The sequence below is a fragment of the Streptomyces sp. NPDC089915 genome (genome assembly GCF_040684675.1).
Lineage (GTDB): Bacteria > Actinomycetota > Actinomycetes > Streptomycetales > Streptomycetaceae > Streptomyces.
Map to the genome: position 1 here is coordinate 19,258 of NZ_JBFBGN010000029.1, position 20,584 is coordinate 39,841.

Sequence of the window (20,584 nt, forward strand, 5' to 3'; positions counted from 1 at the left end):
GATCCCCTCCCCTGCCGAAGGACCCCCGGTGAACCAGACGTACGCGCTGACCGCGGTCACCGTCGTCGTCCTGGTCACCGTCCTGGTCGGCGCCCTCGGGCTGCGGATATCCCGGACCACCTCCGACTTCTACGTCGCCTCCCGCACCGTCGGCCCCCGGCTGAACGCGGCCGCCATCGGCGGGGAGTACCTCTCCGCCGCCTCCTTCCTCGGGGTCGCCGGGCTGGTGCTGCTCCAGGGGCCGGAGATGCTCTGGTACCCGGTCGGCTACACCGCCGGGTACCTGGTCCTGCTGGTGTTCGTCGCGGCGCCGCTGCGCCGCTCCGGGGCGTACACGCTGCCCGACTTCGCCGAGGCCCGGCTCCAGTCGCAGGCGGTGCGGCGGATCGCGGTGCTGTTCGTGCTCGGCGTCGGCTGGCTGTACCTGCTGCCTCAGCTCCAGGGGGCGGGTCTGACGCTGGAGGTGCTGACCGGGGCCCCGCACTGGGTGGGCGGTCTGGTGGTCGCCTGCGTGGTCACGGCGGCCGTGGCGGCGGGCGGGATGCGCAGCATCACCTTCGTGCAGGCCTTCCAGTACTGGCTCAAGCTCACCGCCCTGCTGGTGCCGGTCTTCTTCCTGCTCGCCGCCTGGGCGGGCGACGGCGCGCCGCGCGCCTCCTTCGACGCCCCGGCCGTCTTCCGCGAGCACACCGCCGTCACCCTGGCCCGGGACGTCCGGCTGTCGGTGCGCGAGCCGCTGACCCTCACGGTGACGGGCCGGGTCGACGGGCGCGCCTACCGGGAGGCCCCGCTGACGCTGGAGGCGGGGCAGCACACCGTGCAGGCGCGCGCCCGGCTGGAGTTCGCCCCCGGCTCGGCCGTCCCGGACTCCCGCGCCGGCGTGGACCGGGACACCCCGGGCTGGTCGAAGCCGCTGTCCGGGGGCGACCGGGGGCACCGGCTGTACGCCACGTACGGGCTGATCCTCGCCACGTTCCTCGGCACCATGGGCCTGCCGCACGTCGCCGTGCGCTTCTACACCAGCCCCGACGGCCGGGCCGCCCGCCGCACCACCCTGGTCGTACTGGGCCTGCTCGGGGTGTTCTACCTGCTGCCGCAGGTGTACGGGGCCCTCGGCCGGATCTACGCGCCCGAGCTGGCGCTCACCGGGAACGCGGACGCGGCCGTGCTGGTGCTGCCGGAGCGGATGCTGGGCGGGCTGCTCGGGGACCTGCTGGGGGCGCTGCTGGCCGGGGGCGCCTTCGCGGCGTTCCTGTCGACGGCGTCGGGGCTGACGATGGCGGTGGCCGGGGTGCTGCACCAGGACGTGCTGCCCCGGCGCGGGGTGGGCAGCTTCCGGCTCGCGGTGGCGGTGGCCATGGCGGTGCCGCTCGCGGTCGGGTTCGTCACCGCCCAGGTGCCGGTCGCGGACGCGGTCGGGCTGGCCTTCGCGGTGTCGGCGTCCTCCTTCTGCCCGCTGCTGGTGCTCGGCATCTGGTGGCGCGGGCTGACCCCGCCGGGTGCGGTGGCCGGTCTGCTCACCGGTGGCGGGGCGGCGCTGGGGGCGGTGGTGGCCACGCGCGGCGGGCTGGTCCCGCAGGGGTGGGCGCACGCGCTGCTGGCCTGGCCGGCGGTGTGGTCCGTCCCGCTGGGGTTCCTGACGATGGTGCTGGTGTCGCTGGCGACCCGGTCCCGGGTGCCGGCCGGGACGGCGGCGGCCCTGGCCCGGCTGCACCTGCCGGAGGACGTGGCGGGGGCCCGGAGCCCGGGGAAGGGTGCCTGGTGACGGGCGCGGCGCAGGCGGTGCTGGCGGCGGCCGGGGCCGTCCTGCTGGTCGGGCTGGGCTGGGCGGGAGGCCGTCTGCAGGCCCGGCGCGGGGAGCGGGCGGCGGGGCTGGACCTGGGGACCCCGGTGGAGCGGGCGACGTTCCACACCCTGTACACCGCCTCCCTCGCCGCTCCCCCGCTGCGCGCCGGGCTGACGCAGGACGCCGCCCGCAAGGCGGCCCGGCGGCTGCGGTCGCTGCTGGGCACGGAGGCGCTGTGCCTCACGGACCGGGAGGCGGTGCTGGCCTGGGACGGGCCGGGCGCCGACCACCACGAGCGGCGGGCGATGGCCCGGGTGGCGGTGATGCTGGAGTCGGGGCGCAGCCAGAGCGTGCGCACGGAGTGCCAGCGGCCGGACTGCCCGCTGAAGTGGGCGGTGTTCGCCCCGCTGACGGGTGAGGACGGGGTGCTGGGGGCGCTCGTCGCCTACGGGTCGCGGGAGTCGGCGGTGCTGGTGCGGGCGGCGACGGAGGTGGCCCGCTGGGTGTCCGTGCAGCTGGAGCTGTCGGAGCTGGACCGGGCGCGGACCCGGCTGATGGAGGCGGAGATCAAGGCGCTGCGGGCGCAGATCTCCCCGCACTTCATCTTCAACTCCCTCGCGGCGATCGCCTCGTTCGTGCGGACGGATCCGGAGCGGGCGCGGGAGCTGCTGCTGGAGTTCGCGGACTTCACCCGCTACTCCTTCCGCCGGCACGGGGAGTTCACCACGCTGGCCGAGGAGCTGCGCTCGATCGAGCGGTACCTGGCGCTGGCCGGTGCCCGGTTCGGGGACCGGCTGAAGGTGACCTTGCAGGTGGCGCCGGAGGTGCTGCCGGTGGCGCTGCCGTTCCTGTGCCTGCAGCCGCTGGTGGAGAACGCCGTCAAGCACGGGGTGGAGGACTCCACCGGGGAGTGCCGGATCACGATCGCGGCCCGGGACGCGGGCGCGGAGGCGCTGCTGACCATCGAGGACAACGGGGTGGGCATGGACCCGGCCCGGCTGCGCCGGATCCTGGCCGGGGACCGGGCGGGGGCCTCGTCGGGGGTCGGGCTGCCGAACGTGGACGAGCGGATGCGGCAGGTGTACGGGGACGACTACGGGCTGGTCATCGAGACGGGCGTGGGCGCGGGCATGAAGATCACGGTGCGGATCCCCAAGTACCGGGCGGGCGTGCACACGACGACGCCCCGCCCCCCGGCCGGTCGGGCGGGGGGCGGGGCGTCGTCGGAGGTCCGGGAGGACTAGCTCCAGCTGGCGTGCAGCGGCTTGCCCTCGGCGTAGCCGGCGGCGGACTGGATGCCGATGACGGCCTTCTCCTCGAACTCGGCCAGGGAGGCCGCGCCCGCGTAGGTGCAGGAGGAGCGGACACCGGCGATGATCGAGTCGATCAGGTCCTCGACGCCCGGGCGCTGCGGGTCGAGGAACATGCGGGAGGTGGAGATGCCCTCCTCGAACAGCGCCTTGCGGGCGCGGTCGTAGGCGGACTCCTCCGAGGTGCGGTTGCGCACGGCGCGGGCGGAGGCCATGCCGAAGGACTCCTTGTACAGGCGGCCCTCGGCCGACTGCTGGAGGTCGCCCGGGGACTCGTACGTGCCGGCGAACCAGGAGCCGATCATGACGTTGGAGGCGCCGGCCGCGAGGGCCATGGCCACGTCGCGCGGGTGGCGGACGCCGCCGTCGGCCCAGACGTGCTTGCCGTACTTCGCGGCCTCGGCGGCGCACTCCAGCACCGCGGAGAACTGCGGGCGGCCGACGCCGGTCATCATGCGGGTGGTGCACATGGCACCGGGGCCCACGCCGACCTTGATGATGTCGGCGCCGGCGTCGATGAGGTCCTTGACGCCCTCGGCGGCGACGATGTTGCCGGCGACGATCGGGACCTTCGGGTCCAGGGCGCGGACGGCCTTGATCGCGTTGATCATCGACTCCTGGTGGCCGTGGGCCGTGTCGATGACGAGCGTGTCCACGCCGGCGTCGAGGAGCTGCTTGGCCTTGCCGACGAAGTCGCCGTTGATGCCGACGGCGGCGGCGATGCGCAGCTTGCCGTTCGCGTCGGTGGCCGGGGTGTAGAGGGTCGCGCGCAGGGCGCCCTTGCGGGTCAGGATGCCGACGAGGCGGCCGTCCTTGTCGACGGCGGGGGCCAGCTTGCGGTGGCCGGCGTCGAGCTGGTTGAAGGCCTCGCGGGGGTCGATGTCGGCGTCGATGAGCAGCAGCTCCTTCGACATGACCTCGGAGAGCTGGGTGAAGCGGTCCACGCCGGTGAGGTCGTGGTCGGTGACCACGCCGACGGGGCGGTTGTCGGCGTCGACGACGACGCCGGCGCCGTGGGCCCGCTTGGGCAGGAGCGAGAGCGCGTCGGCGACGGTCTGGGTGGGCGCCAGCGTGATCGGGGTGTCGAGCACGTGGTGGCGGGTCTTGACCCAGGAGATGACGTCGGTGACGACCTCGATCGGGATGTCCTGCGGGATGACGACGATTCCACCGCGGCGGGCGACGGTCTCGGCCATGCGCCGGCCGGCGATGGCGGTCATGTTGGCCACCACGAGCGGAATGGTGGTGCCGGTGCCGTCGGGCGAGGAGAGGTCGACGCCCTGGCGGGAGCCGACCGCGGAGCGGCTCGGCACCATGAACACATCGTCGTACGTCAGGTCGTACGGCGGCTTCAGGTCATTGAGGAAACGCACGTGCTGAACATCCCAGTCGATCGGAGGTACCTCGACAGAAGACAGCCGAGGAAACGCACGTACTTCATTCTCCCACGGCCCGGCGTTCACACCGCCCGGGCTGATCGTCCAGGACATTCCGGGCCGCCTGGTCCTTTCCTACGAGGCGATGGTCCCGAACGGGTGGTGCAGGGGGCTCAGGCCGCCGGTCAGCGGGGCCGCGGTGGCCCCGTGGCGTACGGCGGTGAGCTCGGCGGCGATGGCGACGGCCGTCTCCTCGGGGGTGCGTCCGCCCAGGTCAAGGCCTATGGGCGATCTGAGCCGGGCCAGCTCGGCCTCGGTCACCCCCTCGGCCCGCAGCCGTTCGGTCCGCTCGGCGTGGGTGCGGCGCGATCCCATGGCCCCGACGTAGGCCAGCGGGAGCCGCAGGGCCAGGGCGAGGACGGGTACGTCGAACTTGGCGTCGTGGGTCAGGACGCAGACGGCGGTACGGGGGTCCAGGCGCCCGGCGTCCCGTTCGGCGGCCAGGTGGCGGTGGGGCCAGTCCACGATCACCTCGTCGGCGCCCGGGAAGCGCTCGGGGGTGGCGAAGACGGGCCGGGCGTCGCAGACGGTGACCCGGTGGCCGAGGAAGGCGCCCATGCTGGCCAGGGCGGAGGCGAAGTCGATGGCCCCGTAGACGATCAGCCGGGGCGGGGCGGCGGCGGATTCCACCAGCAGGGTGAGCGGCTCGCCGCACAGCCCGCCGGCGGTCCCCAGCTCGGCGGTGCCGGTCCGCCCGGCCAGCAGCAGGGCGCGGACCCGGTCGGCGGCGGCCCGGTCCAGGGCGGCCCCGCCGCTGAGCCCGCCCTCCCAGGAGCCGTCGGCGTGGACGGCCAGGGCCCGGCCGAGCTGGCCGGGCGGTCCGGAGACCACCCGGGCCAGCGCGGCCCGGCCCCCGCCGGCGGCGGCGTCGAGCACCGAGCCGAGCACGGGCCGTACGGGGTCCTGTCCGCGCACCGGGGTGACCAGCACGTCCAGGACCCCGCCGCAGGTCAGCCCCACCGCGAAGGCGTCGTCGTCGCTGTAGCCGAAGCGGTGGACGCCGCCGCGGCCCGAGGCGATGGCGTCTAGGCAGAGCTCGTGGACGGCGGACTCCACGCAGCCCCCGGAGAGGGAGCCGAGCGCGGTGCCGCCGGCGTCCACGGCCAGGCTGGCGCCCGGCCCCCGGGGTGCGCTGCCGCTGACGGCGACCACGGTGGCCAGGGCGAACTCACGGCGCTCGGCGCACCAGCCGCGCAGCGGCCCGGCGATGTCGAGCATCAGCGGATGAACGCGTGGCGCGCGGACTGGCCGGGGATCAGGGGCCGCGGCGGCAGGACGGCGGGGGGCCGGCCCGGGGTGTGTCCGCCCGGGTAGCGGGCGGGCGAGGCGAGGGACACCGGGTCGGGGTTCCGCCCGCCGGTGCCGAGGAGCCGGGCCGCGTGGGCGACGCTGGCGAGGGTGGCGTGGTGGTGCCAGCCACGGAAGGAGCGGCCCTCGAAGTCGCGGATGCCGACGGGTTCGCAGGTCTCGGTGAAGTCCAGGGCGACCCGGTCGGTGAGCTTGGCGAGCAGGAAGAGCTGGGCGAGCGGCCGGTCGCCGATGTTGGTGATCCAGAACTCGGAGGGCAGCAGGGACGCCTCGGTCCAGGCGCCCATCAGGAGCAGCGGGGCGGGCGGGGCGGGCACGGGCCGGTCCTCGGCGGGGGTGGCGAGGATGTGGGCGGAGGTGAGCAGGGTGACCGCTCCCTCGGCCCGGCCGTGCCGGGTCCACTCGACGACGCGGCGCTGGGAGCGCAGCGAGTCGATCAGCTCTCGGGCGGGCGCGGTGTACGGGCCGGGCTTGTGGCGGCCCGCTCCGCCGAAGGAGACGGGCAGGGAGCCGTCCACCTTCAGGACGAAGGGGATGTCCTGGAGGGCGAAGGCCTCCAGGACGGAGGGCAGGTCGGTGTTGGAGACCTCCATGACGACCGGGCGGCGCTGGAGCTGCCAGGTCGCGGCCATGCGCTGGACGGCGTGCACCGCATCCTGCGCGGGTGTCTGGGAGCGTGCGGTGTCGGGGATCCCGGCCCGGCGGCGGCGCAGCAGTTCGCTGGTCCAGGGGCCGGGGAGGGTGAGGGTCCATTCGACGGGGAAGCTGGCCTCGCTGGAGGCGAGCCAGATCCCGCCGGCCTGCTGGCAGTTGGCGGTGCGGCCGAGCTGCGGGACGAACTGCCTGCCGACGCCCACGGAGCGGTCGCCGGCCTTCTCGATGACCATGGGCTGCACCACCCAGGCCAGCGGGCGGCGGGCGGTGCGTTCGAGGTGCTGGGCGAGGGACCGGCGCACCGGGGTCCAGTCCCAGGGGGATTTGCTGATGAACTGCTGGAGGCTCTGTTCTACGGAACTGGCCCCCGTTCCCGCGATGTTGCGGATGGTTTTCTTCCCGCTGGTCCGGACCAGACCATTGAGATAAACGCGGGCCCAGTTTCGCTGGTCCCGCCGCGGTAAAGACTCGAAGAAAAGCGAGATCAATACGTCGATCAATTCGGAGATTTCCGTAGCGGAATCTTCCGGCAGCACTGCGCGAACCATCTGGAGCCTCCCCCGCGACCAGACTAGACCTTGACCCTACTTGACCGCACAGAACGGCCGTAGGGCCCTGCGGCTACTTCCTGAGGTCGCTGCCAGATTCGAGCCGCTCTTCTTCTACCACGAGTGGGATGGGGATCTGGTTCGCGGCGTAGTAGAGGGCGATCAGGAAGTGTGCGACGAGAGTGAGAGGTGCCGAGAAGAAGGACAGAATCACGGTCAAGGGGTAGGCGACCGCACCCAGTCCGAATCGGACCCTTGTGGCCCGGGCGCCCTCCTTGTCCACCGCCTCGTGGAAGAGGTGGCCGACCTTGGTCACGTACCACCAGAAAGTGAGGAAGGCGAGAGCGTACACGACGGTCCACGCACTGTAGAGGATCGCCGCCACGTTGGCCGAATCCCCGTCCATGAGGTGCTCGGCGAGGATGTTGGTGGTGTAGGGAATCACGGAAACCACCATCAGCACCAACAGATTCAGGAACAACAGCGGTCGGTCGACCCGCTTGAGGTGGCTGAAGATCGTGTGGTGGTTCACCCACATCACGCCGATGATGAGAAAACTCACCAGATACGCGGCATAGTGCGGCCATTGCTCCCAGAGTCCGTGCCACAGGGCCGATCCCTGCTCTTCCGGAACCTTTAACTCCAGCACCAGAATGGTGATCACGATGGCGAATACGCCATCGCTGAACGCCTCCACCCGGTTGGTTTCCTGCTCCATGACCTCCCCTTCCCGAATCCACGCGCGTGGACGGGGAGGGCCGCCTGCGCCCTCCCCGCCCACGCTACCCACGAAAGGGCGGTCAGCTGCCGAAGCCGGCCGTCTGGCGCCAGATCCGGCCATCGCGGACGACGAGTGTCCCGAACGCGTGCTCAGGAGCGCCGTTCAGGTTCATGATCGCCCGGTAGAAGATGGTGTCGTCGGTCTCGATGTACTCCTGGAGTTCGACGAGCGAGGGCTTCAGGGTGAGATAGCCGGTGAACGTCTCGCGAACGGCCTCGATGCCCACCGAGGCCCCTTCGAAGCGGACCAGGACGGCGTCCTCGGTGTAGTTCTTCATCACCGCCTCGATGTCCAGCGCGGCCAGGGCGTCCATCTGGCGGACGAAGACCGGGTGCAGCGCGGAGATGTCGTACTTGGCCATGTTCGACTTCCTTTCGGTGGGAGTGGGTGACGGCTTGCGGGGTGACGGATTCCGGCGGCCGGGGATCCGGGGACGGCGATCCGGTGGACGGCGATCCGGTGGCGGGCCGCTCAGCCCGCGAGGGGCAGGCGTACGAGCATCCGGGTCTCGCCCGGGCGGGAGCGGGCCGCGATCGACCCGTGGTGGCGCTGGGTCACGATCCGGTAGCTGAGGTGGAGCCCCAGGCCCGTGCCCTTGCCCACGTCCTTGGTCGTGTAGAAGGGCTCGAAGATGCGCGGCAGGACGTCCTCGGGGATGCCCCGCCCGGTGTCGGTGACCTCCACGACCATGCAGACGCCCTCGGCGTAGCAGCGCAGGGTCAGGGTGCCCGCGCCCTCCATGGCCTCGGCGGCGTTGTCGACCAGGTTGGTCCACACCTGGTTGAGCTCCCCCGGGTAGCCGGTGAGGTCCGGCAGGTCCGGGTCGTAGGCCCGGACGATGGTGATCCCGGTGAGCTTGGAGCGGAGCACCACCAGGGTGTTCTCCAGGCCGTCGGTCACCGCGAACCGCTGCTCGGGGGCCCGGTCGAGGTTGGCGTAGTCCCGGGTGGCCGCGACCAGCTGGGAGATGCGCGGACCGGCCGCGCGCAGCTCGGCGGCCAGTGAACGGGCCTCCAGCAGCGCCGCCAGGTGGTCGAGGGCGGCGGGCAGCGAGTCCTCGCCGATCCCCTCCAGCCGCTCCAGCAGCCAGCCGAGTTCCAGTCCGAGGTCGGAGGCCCCGGAGCCGAGCAGCCCCGGCCGGGCCGCGCCGGCCTCCTCCGCCCAGTCGGCGATCTCCTCCTCGGCGTCGGCCTGGGCGAGCGGGTCGGTGGTCTCCGGCGGCGGGAGCCGGTCCAGCTCCCCGGCCAGGTGCTCCAGTACGCCCCGCTCCGCGTCGGTGGCGGCCGCGCCCCACCCGTACGCGGTGGCGGTCAGCCGCTCCAGCGCGGGCACCAGCTCCTGCGCGGCGCGGGCCACGGCGGCGGCGGGGTTGTTCAGCTCGTGCGCGAGGCCGGCGGCCAGGGTGCCGAGGGCCTCCACGGTGGCCCGCTTGCGGGCCTGGACCTCGGAGGACTTGATCCGCCAGGCCAGGACCGGGATCAGCACGGCGGCCACCCCGTTGCAGCGGGTCAGCATCTCGAAGAACACCGCCTTCGGGTAGGCCACGACGGTGGTCGCCGGGCCGCTCGCGGAGGCGGTGGCCACGTACGAGCCGTCCGTCAGCAGCGGCAGCTCCCCGGTGAAGCGGTGCGCGGCGGCGGGCTTGCCGTCGTGTTCCTCGGCGGCGGCGCTCTCCTCCTCGGTGGAGTGCCGGGTCAGGACCTCCTCGCGGCCGTCGACGACCTTGGTGACGACCAGTCCGCCGGAGACCAGCACGTGGAAGCAGGTGGCCTCGTCCCCGTCGTGGAAGAGGACCTCCCCGTCGGCCAGGACGCTCAGGTGGGAGACCGAGACGAGCCAGTCGAGCTGCTCCTCGGTGAGCGCGGCGAAGATCTCCAGCCCCTGGAGGGCGGTCCGCAGCTCTTTGGTGCTCACGGTGGTCACAGGGTGCTCCCCTCGGCCCTGGTGCGGGCCGCCAGCCGCAGGGTCGTGAACAGGGCCAGCGCGCACACCGCGGCGACGGCCGCCATGAACCCGACCGAGGTGCGCTGCAGGCCGTGGATGTTGGTCAGGAGTCCGGCGAGGACCGCCGGGACGCTCATGGCGAGGTACGCGAAGACGTAGACGGCGGCGGTCAGTTCGCCGCGGTGCTCCGGTTCGGCGAGGGTGCTGATCGCGCGGAAGGAGCCGAGGAAGGCCGCCCCCCAGCCACTGCCGAGGACGGCGGTGGCGACGAGGAACACGGGCGCCGAGCCGATGCCCAGGGCCAGCAGCACCAGGGCCAGCCCGGCGAGCAGCCCGAGCAGTCCGAGGACGGCGGTGCGCAGCGGTTCGGTGCGGCCCAGCAGCAGCTGGGCGCAGGTGGCGGAGCCCGCGAGCAGGCCCACCGTGGCCCCGCCGGCCAGGTAGTTGGTGGAGTGGAGCAGGGACAGGGCCAGGTGCGGCCCGAGGGAGAGGTAGAAGCCGCCGACGGTCCAGACGGCCACCACCGTGAGCACCAGCACGGCGAACCTGCGCCGTACGGCGGCCGGTACCCGGATCCGGTGCGGGACCACCCGGAGCGGGCCCCCGGCCCCGGGCGCGCTCTCGCCCATCCGGACCACCCCGACCAGGGTGGCCGCGAAGGCGACGACCAGCAGCAGGTAGCTCAGCACGGTCGGGGCGGGCGCGTACTGCACGAGCAGTCCCGCCCCGAGCCCGCCGAGGCCGATGCCGACGGTCGGGCCCGCGCTGTTGACCTGGGCCCCGAGGGCGGGCCGCGAGCGCGGGCTGAGCTCCAGCAGGGCGGCGCCCATCGCCCCGGTGGCCAGGCCCACCGCCAGCCCCTGTACGGCGCGGGCGGCGAGCAGCAGGCCGAGCCCGCCGGCCCCGGCGAACAGGCCCATGGAGACGATCGCCAGGACCAGTCCGGCGCCGAGGACGGGCCGGCGCCCCAGGGTGTCGGAGAGGGACCCGAACAGCAGCAGTCCGGCGAGCACGGTGACGGCGTACACGGCGAAGACCACCGTGACGACGCCGGAGGACAGCCCCCAGCGCTGCTGGTAGAGCACGTAGAGGGCGGAGGGAACGGAGGAGGAGAGCATCAGCAGCACGAGGACCGAGCCCACCACCCAGAAGCCGGACGGTCTCGGCCGCGCCGCGGCGCGGCCCGCCGGGTGGAGGGTCTCTCCCGTGGTCGTCGTCTCGTTCGGTTCGCGCACGCTGGTCAACTCCACTCCCCCGCCCTGCCCCGGCGGGCCGTCAGGCGCTGCTGTGGTCCGCCGCCCTGGCCAGGGCGCGGGCGGTGAGGACGCCCGCGAGGTGGCCCAGGTACTCGGCCGAGGTACCGCGCCCGGGGACGAACAGCTCCCTGGGCTCGGCGCGGAAGGCCGCGAGCACCTCCGCGGTGGTGTACGGGCCCCCGCGCAGCCGTTCCTCCACCCCGCGCAGGCGCAGGGCGCGGGGGGTGGCTCCGGTGACCGCGATCCGCGGTCCGTCGGGGGTGATCCGCACCGCGGCGGCGCACAGCGGGTACCGCGTGGCCCGGTCGGCGGTCTTCTCGAAGGCGGCCGCCCCTCCGGCGGCGGGCACCAGCAGGGCGGTGAGCACCCGGCCGGCGGGTACCCCGGAGGCGGCGAGCTCCTCGGCCGGGACCTCGGCGGTGGCGCCGGGTCCGGCCAGTTCGGCCCGGGCGCCGGCGGCGATGGCGGCGACGGGCAGGTCGGTGGGGCGCCCGTCGACGGCGAGGTTGCCGCCGACGGTGCCGAGGTTGCGGACCTGGGGGTCGCCGTTGGCGCGGGCCGCGGCGGCCAGTTCCGGGGCCTCGGCGCGCACCAGGGGGTGCGCGGCGAGCTCGGCCAGGGTGGTCAGGGCCCCGATCCGCAGCTCCCCTCCGGCCCGCTCGACGCCGCGCAGCGGCGCGAGGTGGCGCACGTCGACCAGCAGGCGGGCCCGGTCGGCGCCGGTGCGCAGCCCCGGGAGCAGGCTCTGGCCGCCGGCCAGCACCCGGGCTCCGGGGGCGCCCGCGAGGAGGGCGATGGCCTCGTCGAGGGAGGCGGGCCGGGCGTAGTCGAAATCGGCGAGGATCACCGGTCTCCTCCTTCCAGGACGCGCCAGACCTTCTCGGGGGTCAGCGGCATGTCGATGTGCGTGACGCCGAGGTCGGCGAGGGCGTCGACGACCGCGTTGACCACGGCGGCGGCGGGCGGCACGGTGGCGATCTCGCCGGCCCCCTTGGCGCCGAGCGGGTTGTGCGGGGAGGGCGTGACGGTCCGGTCGAGGGTGAAGAAGGGCACGTCGGCGGCCCGGGGCAGGGCGTAGCCGGTGAGGTCGGAGCTGATGAGGATGCCGTTCTCGTCGTACTCGGCGGCCTCCATCAGGGCCTGGCCCAGGCCGTGCACGATGCTGCCCTCGATCTGCCCGTGGACGATCTTCGGGTTGCCGATGTTCCCGGCGTCGTCGACGGCGGTGTAGTCCACCACCTCGGTCTCGCCGGTGAGTTCGTCGATCTCGACCACGGCGACATGGGTGCCGAAGGGGTAGTTGAAGTCCGGCGGGTCGAAGTGGGTGGTCTCGTCGAGGGCCGGTTCGATCTCGGGGGGCAGTCCCCAGCCGTACCACATGGCCATGGCCAGTTCGGCGAAGGTCTTGGCGTTCTCCGGGTTACCGGCCTCGTGGACGCCGCCGTTCTCGTAGACGACCCGGTCCTCGGGGACGTTCAGGAAGACGGCCCCGGCCTTGACGAGCTTGGCCTTGATCTTGCGGGCGGTGAGGGCGATCGCGGGGGCGGCCATGCTGTAGGAGCGGGAGCCGTAGGTGCCCTGCCCGTACGGGGCCTTGAGCGTGTCCCCCTCGTACACCTGGACCTGCGCCGGGTCGATGCCGAGCTCGTCGGCGGCGACCATCGCGAAGACGGTGCCGTGGCTCTGGCCGGTGGAGGCGGAGCCGACGGTGACGGTGACCTCGCCGGTGGGGTGGACGCGGATGTTCGCGCTCTCCCAGGTGCCGCCGAGCATGCCCTCCTTGGACATCCGGGTGGAGGGGCCGACCCCGCAGACGGCCACGTAGGTGGCGATGCCGGCGCCGAGCCGCTTGCCGCGGGCGCGGGCCGCCTCCTTGCGGGCGGGCAGGTCGGCGTAGCCGGCCAGTTCCAGGGCCCGTTCGAAGTTGGGCGCGTAGTTCCCGGAGTCGTAGGTCCAGCCGAGGCCGTTGTCGTACGGGAACTTCTCCTTCGGCACCAGGTTCCTGCGGCGGACCTCGGCCGGGTCCATGCCGATCTCGGCGGCGTAGCGGTCGACGAGGCGCTCCATCAGGAAGGCGGCCTCGGCGCGGCCGCTGCCGCGCTGGGCGCCGAGGGAGACCGTGTTGGTGAAGGCCGCGTAGACCTCGCAGAAGGCGGCCCCGACCTCGTACATGCCGGTGATGGAGCGGCCCATCAGGGCGGTGGCGACACCGGGTCCGATGGTGGAGGGGTAGGCGCCGAGGTTGGCGTAACTGGTGCAGCGGACGGCGGTGATGCGGCCGTCGCGGGTGCCGGCGAGGGTGACGTGCTGGCGGTGGTCGCGGCCCTGGACGGTGGAGTTCATCAGGCCGGTGCGGGTGTCCACCCATTTGACGGGCCGGCCGAGCGCCTTGGAGAGCAGCAGGACCAGGGCCATGTCGGGGTAGAGGTAGCCCTTGGTGCCGAAGCTGCCGCCGACGGTCGGGGCGATGACCCGAAGCTTGTTGAAGGGGATGCCGAGGACCAGCGCGGAGAGCAGGAAGCGGTGGTTGTGCGGGCCCTGGGTGGAGGCGTAGAGGGTGTACTCGCCGGTGGCGGCGTTGTAGTCGCCGACGGCCCCGCGCGGTTCGATGGGGCTGTTGATGGTGCGCTGGTTGACGAGGTCCAGCTCCACGGTGACCTCGGCGCGGGCGATGGCCGCGTCGGTGCGGTCCTTGTCGCCGCAGGTCCAGTACGCGTTGAGGTTCCCGGGGACGGCCTCGTGCAGCTGCGGCGCGCCCTCGGCGAGGGCCTCGTCGGCCCGGGTGACCACGGGCAGCGGCTCGTACTCCACGCTGATCGCGGCGAGGGCGGCGGCGGCCTGGCGCGGGGTCTCGGCCACGACCACGGCGATCGGGTCGCCGACGTGGCGGACGGCGTCGCCGGTGAGGACCGGGCGGGCGCCGGGCAGTCCGTAGGGGTGGGGCGGGAAGTGGCTCTCCACCCCGCCGGGTATCCAGATGCAGGGCAGCGGCATGACGTCGGTGAAGTCGGCGGCGGTGGCCACCTTCAGGACGCCCGGCAGCTGCTCGGCCGCCTTGGTCTCGATGGAGAGGATCCTCGCGTGGGCCACCGGGCTACCCAGGATGGCCATGTGCGCGGTGCCCGGCAGGTCGATGTCGGCCACGTACACGGCCTCGCCGCGCAGCAGCTGCGGGTCCTCCCGGCTGTCCAGCGGGCGTCCGAGGACGCCGCCGTCGGTGGTGCTCTCCCCCGTCACGGTGGTCATCCCGCTCACCGCCCCTCGGCCGCGGGCGCGGCGGATCCGGCGGGAGCGGAGCAGGCGCGCTGAACGCCCCTGACCACGCTGTGGTACCCGGTGCAGCGGCACAGGTTGCCGGTGAGCCACTCGCGGATCTCGGGCTCGGTGGGCGCCTGCCCCGGGGCGGTGTTCTCGACGAGTTCGCCCAGCGCCATGACCATGCCGGGGGTGCAGAACCCGCACTGGGTGCCGTGCTCCTGGCGCAGCGCCTCCTGGAGGCCGGTCAGCTCCCCGCCGCGGTCGGATACCCCCTCGATGGTGGTGACCTCCGAGCCGGCGGCGGAGGCGGTGAGGACCAGGCAGCTCTTGACGGACCTGCCGTCGAGGCGGACCACGCAGGTGCCGCACTGGCCGGTGTCGCAGCCGACCTTGGTGCCGGTCAGCCCGAGTCCGTCGCGGAGCCGTTCCACGAGGAGTTCGCTCGGCCGGGCCGCGAACTCCTCGGGTCTCCCGTTCACGTGGAGGGTCAGGGTGGGGGCGGGTGTCAGATCCATGCGAGCGCCTGCGCTTCCGTGAGCGACCGGTTGAAGAGGGGGCCGCCGGGCTGCTGGAGAATTCCGCCGGAATGCAGCGGTCCGGTGTCCACGGCGGCGAATCCGAGATCGGTGATGATTCCGGCGACGATTTCCTTCGCCTTCGGATCGTCACCCGCCGTGTAATGGGCGAGGCGTTCCTCTCCGGATTTCCCGGCGACGGCGAGGGTTTCGTAATGCATGGTGTTCAGGGATTTCACGACCCGGGCGCCGGGATACCACTCGGCGACCAGTTCGCTGGAGGCGCGGCCGCCCAGGTCGGCGGGGGTGCCGGGGCCGCTGAAGGCGTTGGTGGAGTCCACCAGCACCTTGTCCTGCACGACGTGCGGGGGCAGCAGTCCGCGCACGCTCGCGTAGGGCACCATCAGCACCAGGAGATCGGCCCGGCCGGCCGCCTCGACGGGGCGCGCCGCCGTGGCGGCGGGGCCCAGTTCGGCGAGCAGCGGGGCGAGGGAATCCGGCCCGGTGCCGTTGGCGAGGACCACCTCGTGGCCCGCGGCCACCAGGATCCTCGCGAGGGTCGAGCCGATCCGCCCGGTGCCGATGACGCCTGTCCGCATTGAGGCTCCTCGATCGCTCGGTCCGGCGCTGCCGGACGTCGGTCCGTACGTCGCTCCGTACGTCAGTCCATGCCGATCCAGACCGACTTGGTCTGGGTGTAGCTCTCCAGCGACTCCGGGCCGCACTCGCGGCCGTAGCCGGAGGCCTTGTAGCCGCCGTAGGGGACGGAGGGGTCGTACTGGTTGTAGCAGTTGACCCAGACGGTGCCGGCCTTGATCTGCGAGGCGACCCGGTGGGCCCGGCGCAGGTCCCTGGTGTGGACCCCGGCGGCGAGGCCGTACGCGCTGTCGTTGGCGATGCGCACGGCGTCCTCCTCCGTGTCGAAGGGGATGACCGACAGGACGGGTCCGAAGATCTCCTCCTGGGCGATGCGCATCCCGTTGTCGACGCCGGTGAAGACGGTCGGCAGGAAGTACAGGCCCTGGCTGGAGGCCCCCTCGGGGGTCCAGCCGGAGCCGCCGGTGCGCAGCACCGCGCCTTCCTTCTCGCCCACCTCGATGTAGGAGCTGACCTTGTCGAACTGGGCCCGGTGGGCGAGCGGGCCGAAGAGGGTCTGCGGATCGCGCGGGTCGCCGGGCTTGAGGGCGGCGGCCCGGCGGACGAGGCGTTCGACCAGCTCGTCGTGGATGGGGCGCTGGAGCAGCAGCCGGGAGCCGGCCGTGCAGATCTCGCCCTTGTTGTAGTAGATGCCGAAGAAGGCGAGTTCCTCGGCGGCGTCGAGGTCGGCGTCGGCGAAGACGATGTTGGCGGACTTGCCGCCGAGTTCCATCGTCACCTTCTTCAGGGTGCCGGCCGACTTGCGGATGATCGACTGCCCGACGGCGGTGGAGCCGGTGAAGGCGATCTTGTCGATGCCGGGGTGGCCGGTGAGGGTCTCCCCCAGCTCCACCCCGGGTCCGGTGACGACGTTCAGCACCCCGTCGGGGATCTCCGCCTCCTGGAACAGCTCGGCGATCTTCAGGGCGGTGAGCGGGGTGGCCGGGGAGGGCTTGTGGACGACCGTGTTCCCGGCCGCGAGGGCCGGGGCGATCTTGGTCATCGACAGCAGCAGCGGGAAGTTGAACGGGGTGATGGCGCAGACCACGCCCAGCGGCTCGCGCAGGGTGTAGGCGAGCTGACCGCCAGCGGGGGCCCTGGAGGAGCCGTCGACCCGGGTGACCGCGCCCGCGTAGTAGTGCATCAGCTGGGCGGCCATGGGCGCGTCGACGGTGCTGGAGAAGGCGAACGGCTTGCCCATGTCCACCGTCTCCAGCAGGGCGATCTCCTCCAGGTCCCGTTCGATCAGCTCACCGACCCGGTTCAGCCGCAGCGCGCGCTCCTGGGCGGACAGCCGGCTCCACGGACCCTCCTCGTACGCGGCGCGGGCGGCCGCGACGGCGGCGTCCGCGTCGGTCGCGGCGGCCTGGGCCACCGGTACGATCTCCTGTCCGTCGATGGGGCTGATGTCCGGCTCGGTACGGCCGTCCCTGGCCGGCACCCACTGGCCGCCGATGAACAGCTTCCCGGGATGGGCCAGGGGCTGGCCGCTGAGCTCGCGCTTGGTCATGGCTGCACCTTCCGGTGTCGCGGGGGCTAGGCCTCGTCGAGCTGCCGCAGAAACGTCTCGGCGAGGGCCTTGGAGGAGTAGGGGTTCTGGCCGGTCGTCAGCCTGCGGTCGACGACGACGTGCGAGTCCCAGATCGCGTCGGCCTTCTCGTAGCGGGCGCCGAGTCTGGTCAGTTCGGCCTCCAGGATCAGCGGGAGCCGGCCGGCCATGTTGGTGACCAGTTCCTCCTCGTGGGAGAACGCCGTCATCCGGTAGCCCTCGAACGGCCAGCGGCCCTCTCCGTCGCGCAGCGCGAGGAGGGCGGTGTGGCCGTGGCAGACCGTGGCGATCGGCTTGTCCTGCGCGATGGCCCAGCGCAGCAGCTGCGCCAGTTCGTCGGACTTGGGCAGGTCGCCGATGGCCCCGTGGCCGCCGCTGATGTAGAGGGCGTCGTAGCCGGCGACGTCCTTCTCCCCGAGGGACTCGATCGCGAGCGGGCTGCGGAGCTGGGGGGCCCGCTCGATCACGCGGACGTACTCGGCCGCGTTGGCCTCGTCCTCGTCGGGCGAGCCGGCCGGGCGCACGTACTGCAGGAACTGCGGGTCGATGCTGGTCTGGTCGACCGTGGGGGTGGCGCCCCCGATCGTCGCCACGTCGACGGTGTGGCCGGCGGCCTGGAAGAGGGTGTAGGGGACCGCGAATTCCTCGGCCCAGAAGCCGGAGGGGTGCTGCTCCCCGTCCAGGAGATGGAGGGTGGCCTTTGCCGTCAAGACGACGAGAATCCTCATGATTCTCTCCTTGTTCTGGATTCGCTGCCGATTCAACACGCCCCCGAAGGAGACGCGTAAGGGGGTGACGTCAGGCCCGCGATACTTCGTCACGTGCGTCCAACGCCGTGAGGATCGTGCGGAATTCACCGACCAGGGGGTGGTCGGGGAACGCTTCGGCGAATATGCGTTCGCCGTAGAGGGCCGCCATTTCCGGTACGTACGGGAGGATTCCGGCCAGGGGGGTGCCGTATACCTCCTCGGCGCGCCGGCGGACGGCTTCGTGGTCGACGCCATCGGGCGCCATGCTCAGGACGAGGGCGCGCCGGCAGGCCAGCCGCCCGGCGAGGGCGATGGTCTCCTCGACCCCGGAGAGGTCGACGCGGTCCGCCCTCGTCATGATCAGTACGACGTCGGCGCTGCCCATGGCGGTCACCGACTCGTTGTTGAGCCCCGCGTGGGTGTCGAGCAGCAGGACGTCCAGCGCGTGGCTGCGCGCCAGCCGCTCGAAGCCCTCCGGGAGCAGGCCGACGTCGTACCCGGTGGCCATCAGCTCCCGCAGGGCCGCCGTCCCGGTCCGGGCCGGTACGACGTACAGCCCGGGGACCGCGGTCCGCCGGGCCGCGGCCTCGATCTCGCAGCGGCCGAGCAGGTAGTCGGCCAGCGAGCCGGGGCCGGGCGCCACCCCGAACAGCAGGTCCAGCGTGGGCGACTGGAGGTCCGTGTCGACCACTCCGACCCGCCGTCCGGCGGTCGCCAGGAGCAGCGCCAGATTGGCGAGCACCGACGACTTCCCGGTGCCGCCGCGGTGCGAGTGCACCACGATGGTCCGGGTCATCACGCCACCACCCGGTAGCCGTCACCGTCCGCATGCGGCCCCCGCGCCGCACGTGGCCGGTGCAGGGCCAGCATGGTGACGTCGTCGTGCTGTTCGGCGGTGCCGGTGTGCTCGCGCACCGCCCGGTCCATCAGGTCGACCACGTCCCGGCCGCTCGCCGGGGGGCCGGCGAGCAGTTCGAGCATCCGCTCGTCACCGAGGAAGTAGCCCTCGGGGCAGCGCGCCTCGGGGACTCCGTCGGTGAACACGAACAGGGTGTCGCCCGGGTCGAGCTGGGCGTAGCCGAGGGTGTAGACGCAGTCGGGCAGGACCCCGACCGCCGGTCCCGTGACCTCCAGCATCCGGGTGCCGGAGCCGTCGCCGGAGAGCAGCAGCGGCGGGTTGTGGCCGCCGTTGATGTAGACGAGGCTGCCGGTGTGGGGGTCCAGGACGCCGAAGAAGAGGGTGGCGAAGTATCCCTGCCTCAGGTGGTTGCGGGTGAGGTAGCCGTTGGTGGCGGTGACCGCGTTGAGCAGCGGCGTGGCACCGACCACCGGGGCGCGCCGGCTGCCGCCGGTGCGGCCGGCGGCCATCAGGTGCTGGAGGCCGCTGTTCTCGGCGGTGTGGCGGAGCAGGGAGCGGATGAGCGCCATGAAGAGCGCCGCGCCCACCCCCTTGTCGCAGACGTCGGCGACCACCACGGCCAGCCTGCGGCCGCGGGAGATCTCGAAGACGTCGTAGAAGTCCCCGGCGACCTGCCGCGCCGGCCGGAAGCGCACGTCGATCTCCCAGCCGGCGGGCACGGGCAGTGATTCGGGCAGGAAGCCGGCCTGGATCTCCCGGCCGATCTCCAGCTCCTTCTCGTAGCCCATGAGTTCGGCGCGGGCGTCGGCCTCCTGCACGGTGCGGCCGAGCCCGGCGCGCTCGGTGCAGCTGCGCAGCCGGGCCCCGACCAGGGAGGGCAGGAAGGGCGGGACCAGGTAGTCGTGGCCGAGCCGGACGTGCCGTTCCAGGGCGGCGAAGTCCCCCGCGGTCCAGGCGACCACGATCGGGGCCCCGGCCCAGCGGCGCAGCCGGCGCACGACCGTGCGCACGATGTCCGGGTCGGCTTCGGCGGGGACCAGGAGCACGTCCCCGGCGGGCAGCGCGTCCAGGCGGCCGCGCAACAGGTGCGAGAGGGTGGGGCTGACGAGTTCCGCGTCCATCAGCCGGAGCGATTCGAGCAGTTCGGCCGGCGGCAGCGGGTCCACGTCGAGGATGATCACGGTTGTGGAGGGCATGCGTCCGTCCCCTCGGCCTTGACGGTCAGCGTGCTGATGTTGCGGCCGTCCCTGCGGGCATAGGTGTACGCGTCCACGCTGGTCAGGGCCAGGTGGATGCCGAGGCCGCCGACCCGCCGCCGCTCCGGGGGAACCCCGGGGGCGGGGGGCAGGCGGCCCGCGACGGGGTCGAACGCGGGGGCGGCGTCCTCGATGACGATCCGCACCCCGTCGGGACCGGAGCGGCCCAGGACGGTGATCCGTCCCTCGCCGCCCCGGTACCCGTGCATCACGATGTTGGTGGCCAGTTCGTCGACGGCCAGCCGGATCCGGTAGGTCGCCCCGGTGCCCAGGCGGGCCCGGGCGGCGAGCCGCAGGACGAACGCGGCGATCTCGCCCAGGGCCCCCAGGGTGGCGGGCACCTCCAGTACGGCGGGCTTCCTCGCCAGTTCGACCACGTCAGCCACCGGCCCGGGAGCCCCGCCCGGTCGTGGGCGACTCAGTCATCGGAGAGCACGATGCTGCGGTCGAGTCCGGCCGTGCGGATGGTCCGCGAGACGGGCTCGATGGCGCCGACCACCTTGATGGTGACGTGCTCCGCGACCTTCTGCTGGGCGAAGACCAGGGAGCGCAGCCCGGCGCTGGCCATGTAGCCGACGCCGGCCATCCGGATCTCGACGGTGCCGGTGCCGTGACCGGCGGCCTTCTCGATCGTCTGGTGGAACTCCGGGGCGGTCTTGGCGTCCAGCTCGCCCGTCAGTTCGATCACGGTGGTGTCGCCCTCGATGCTCAGGGACACGGAAAGCGGCATGTCAGGTCT

The 20,584-nt window shown here is 72.9% G+C and carries 19 protein-coding genes; 2 read left to right on the plus strand and 17 right to left on the minus strand.

The annotated features are described in order from the left end of the window. The first annotated feature begins 28 nt into the window (after positions 1–28). The gene (locus tag AB0O29_RS12120) at positions 29–1,765 is read left to right on the plus strand and encodes a cation acetate symporter (protein WP_365150021.1); all 1,737 of its coding nucleotides are present in this window, start codon (positions 29–31) and stop codon (positions 1,763–1,765) included. Then, positions 1,762–3,030 (plus strand): histidine kinase, encoded by a 1,269-nt coding sequence (locus tag AB0O29_RS12125; protein ID WP_365150024.1) that lies wholly within the window; start codon positions 1,762–1,764, stop codon positions 3,028–3,030. Before AB0O29_RS12120 ends, AB0O29_RS12125 begins: the two co-directional genes overlap by 4 nt. On the opposite strand, the gene AB0O29_RS12130 is transcribed toward AB0O29_RS12125, so the two are convergent. From AB0O29_RS12130 to AB0O29_RS12210, 17 genes are all read right to left on the minus strand, one after another. Continuing rightward, a complete protein-coding gene (locus AB0O29_RS12130) occupies positions 3,027–4,469 on the minus strand; it encodes a GuaB1 family IMP dehydrogenase-related protein (RefSeq protein ID WP_365150027.1) in 1,443 nt (480 codons plus the stop codon). The two genes, AB0O29_RS12125 and AB0O29_RS12130, sit on opposite strands and share 4 nt — an antisense overlap. Before the next feature lie 138 nt (positions 4,470–4,607). Beyond that, on the minus strand, positions 4,608–5,750 hold the full coding sequence (locus tag AB0O29_RS12135) for an XdhC/CoxI family protein (RefSeq protein WP_365150030.1): 1,143 nt from the start codon (positions 5,748–5,750) through the stop codon (positions 4,608–4,610). Continuing rightward, complete coding sequence (locus AB0O29_RS12140; RefSeq protein ID WP_365150033.1) at positions 5,750–7,042, minus strand: transposase; 1,293 nt, start codon at positions 7,040–7,042, stop codon at positions 5,750–5,752. The genes AB0O29_RS12135 and AB0O29_RS12140 overlap by 1 nt, the downstream gene beginning before the upstream one ends. Positions 7,043–7,115: 73 nt before the next feature. Further along, a complete protein-coding gene (locus AB0O29_RS12145) occupies positions 7,116–7,760 on the minus strand; it encodes a TMEM175 family protein (protein ID WP_365150036.1) in 645 nt (214 codons plus the stop codon). 82 nt (positions 7,761–7,842) lie between these two features. Beyond that, the gene (locus AB0O29_RS12150; RefSeq protein ID WP_365150039.1) at positions 7,843–8,184 is read right to left on the minus strand and encodes a nuclear transport factor 2 family protein; all 342 of its coding nucleotides are present in this window, start codon (positions 8,182–8,184) and stop codon (positions 7,843–7,845) included. 110 nt (positions 8,185–8,294) lie between these two features. Then, entirely contained in the window at positions 8,295–9,746 is a 1,452-nt protein-coding gene (locus AB0O29_RS12155; RefSeq protein WP_365150041.1) for an ATP-binding protein, read from the minus strand. After that, the gene (locus tag AB0O29_RS12160) at positions 9,743–11,002 is read right to left on the minus strand and encodes an MFS transporter (RefSeq protein WP_365150044.1); all 1,260 of its coding nucleotides are present in this window, start codon (positions 11,000–11,002) and stop codon (positions 9,743–9,745) included. Before AB0O29_RS12160 ends, AB0O29_RS12155 begins: the two co-directional genes overlap by 4 nt. Before the next feature lie 40 nt (positions 11,003–11,042). Next, a complete protein-coding gene (locus AB0O29_RS12165; protein ID WP_365150046.1) occupies positions 11,043–11,870 on the minus strand; it encodes an FAD binding domain-containing protein in 828 nt (275 codons plus the stop codon). Further along, a complete protein-coding gene (locus AB0O29_RS12170) occupies positions 11,867–14,269 on the minus strand; it encodes a xanthine dehydrogenase family protein molybdopterin-binding subunit (protein WP_365150049.1) in 2,403 nt (800 codons plus the stop codon). Before AB0O29_RS12170 ends, AB0O29_RS12165 begins: the two co-directional genes overlap by 4 nt. A gap of 5 nt (positions 14,270–14,274) precedes the next feature. Beyond that, complete coding sequence (locus tag AB0O29_RS12175) at positions 14,275–14,796, minus strand: (2Fe-2S)-binding protein (RefSeq protein ID WP_365150052.1); 522 nt, start codon at positions 14,794–14,796, stop codon at positions 14,275–14,277. Continuing rightward, positions 14,787–15,521 (minus strand): NAD(P)-binding domain-containing protein, encoded by a 735-nt coding sequence (locus AB0O29_RS12180; protein WP_365150055.1) that lies wholly within the window; start codon positions 15,519–15,521, stop codon positions 14,787–14,789. Before AB0O29_RS12180 ends, AB0O29_RS12175 begins: the two co-directional genes overlap by 10 nt. Further along, on the minus strand, positions 15,458–16,942 hold the full coding sequence (locus tag AB0O29_RS12185; protein WP_365150058.1) for an aldehyde dehydrogenase family protein: 1,485 nt from the start codon (positions 16,940–16,942) through the stop codon (positions 15,458–15,460). Before AB0O29_RS12185 ends, AB0O29_RS12180 begins: the two co-directional genes overlap by 64 nt. Before the next feature lie 26 nt (positions 16,943–16,968). Further along, positions 16,969–17,709 (minus strand): type 1 glutamine amidotransferase domain-containing protein, encoded by a 741-nt coding sequence (locus AB0O29_RS12190; protein WP_365150061.1) that lies wholly within the window; start codon positions 17,707–17,709, stop codon positions 16,969–16,971. A gap of 70 nt (positions 17,710–17,779) precedes the next feature. Next, positions 17,780–18,526 (minus strand): MinD/ParA family protein, encoded by a 747-nt coding sequence (locus tag AB0O29_RS12195; protein ID WP_365150064.1) that lies wholly within the window; start codon positions 18,524–18,526, stop codon positions 17,780–17,782. After that, positions 18,526–19,785, minus strand: coding sequence for a PP2C family protein-serine/threonine phosphatase (locus tag AB0O29_RS12200; protein WP_365150067.1), 1,260 nt, complete (start codon positions 19,783–19,785; stop codon positions 18,526–18,528). The genes AB0O29_RS12195 and AB0O29_RS12200 overlap by 1 nt, the downstream gene beginning before the upstream one ends. Continuing rightward, the gene (locus AB0O29_RS12205; RefSeq protein WP_365150069.1) at positions 19,767–20,231 is read right to left on the minus strand and encodes an ATP-binding protein; all 465 of its coding nucleotides are present in this window, start codon (positions 20,229–20,231) and stop codon (positions 19,767–19,769) included. The genes AB0O29_RS12200 and AB0O29_RS12205 overlap by 19 nt, the downstream gene beginning before the upstream one ends. Positions 20,232–20,263: 32 nt before the next feature. Next, positions 20,264–20,575 (minus strand): STAS domain-containing protein, encoded by a 312-nt coding sequence (locus AB0O29_RS12210; protein ID WP_365150072.1) that lies wholly within the window; start codon positions 20,573–20,575, stop codon positions 20,264–20,266. Positions 20,576–20,584 lie beyond the last annotated feature (9 nt).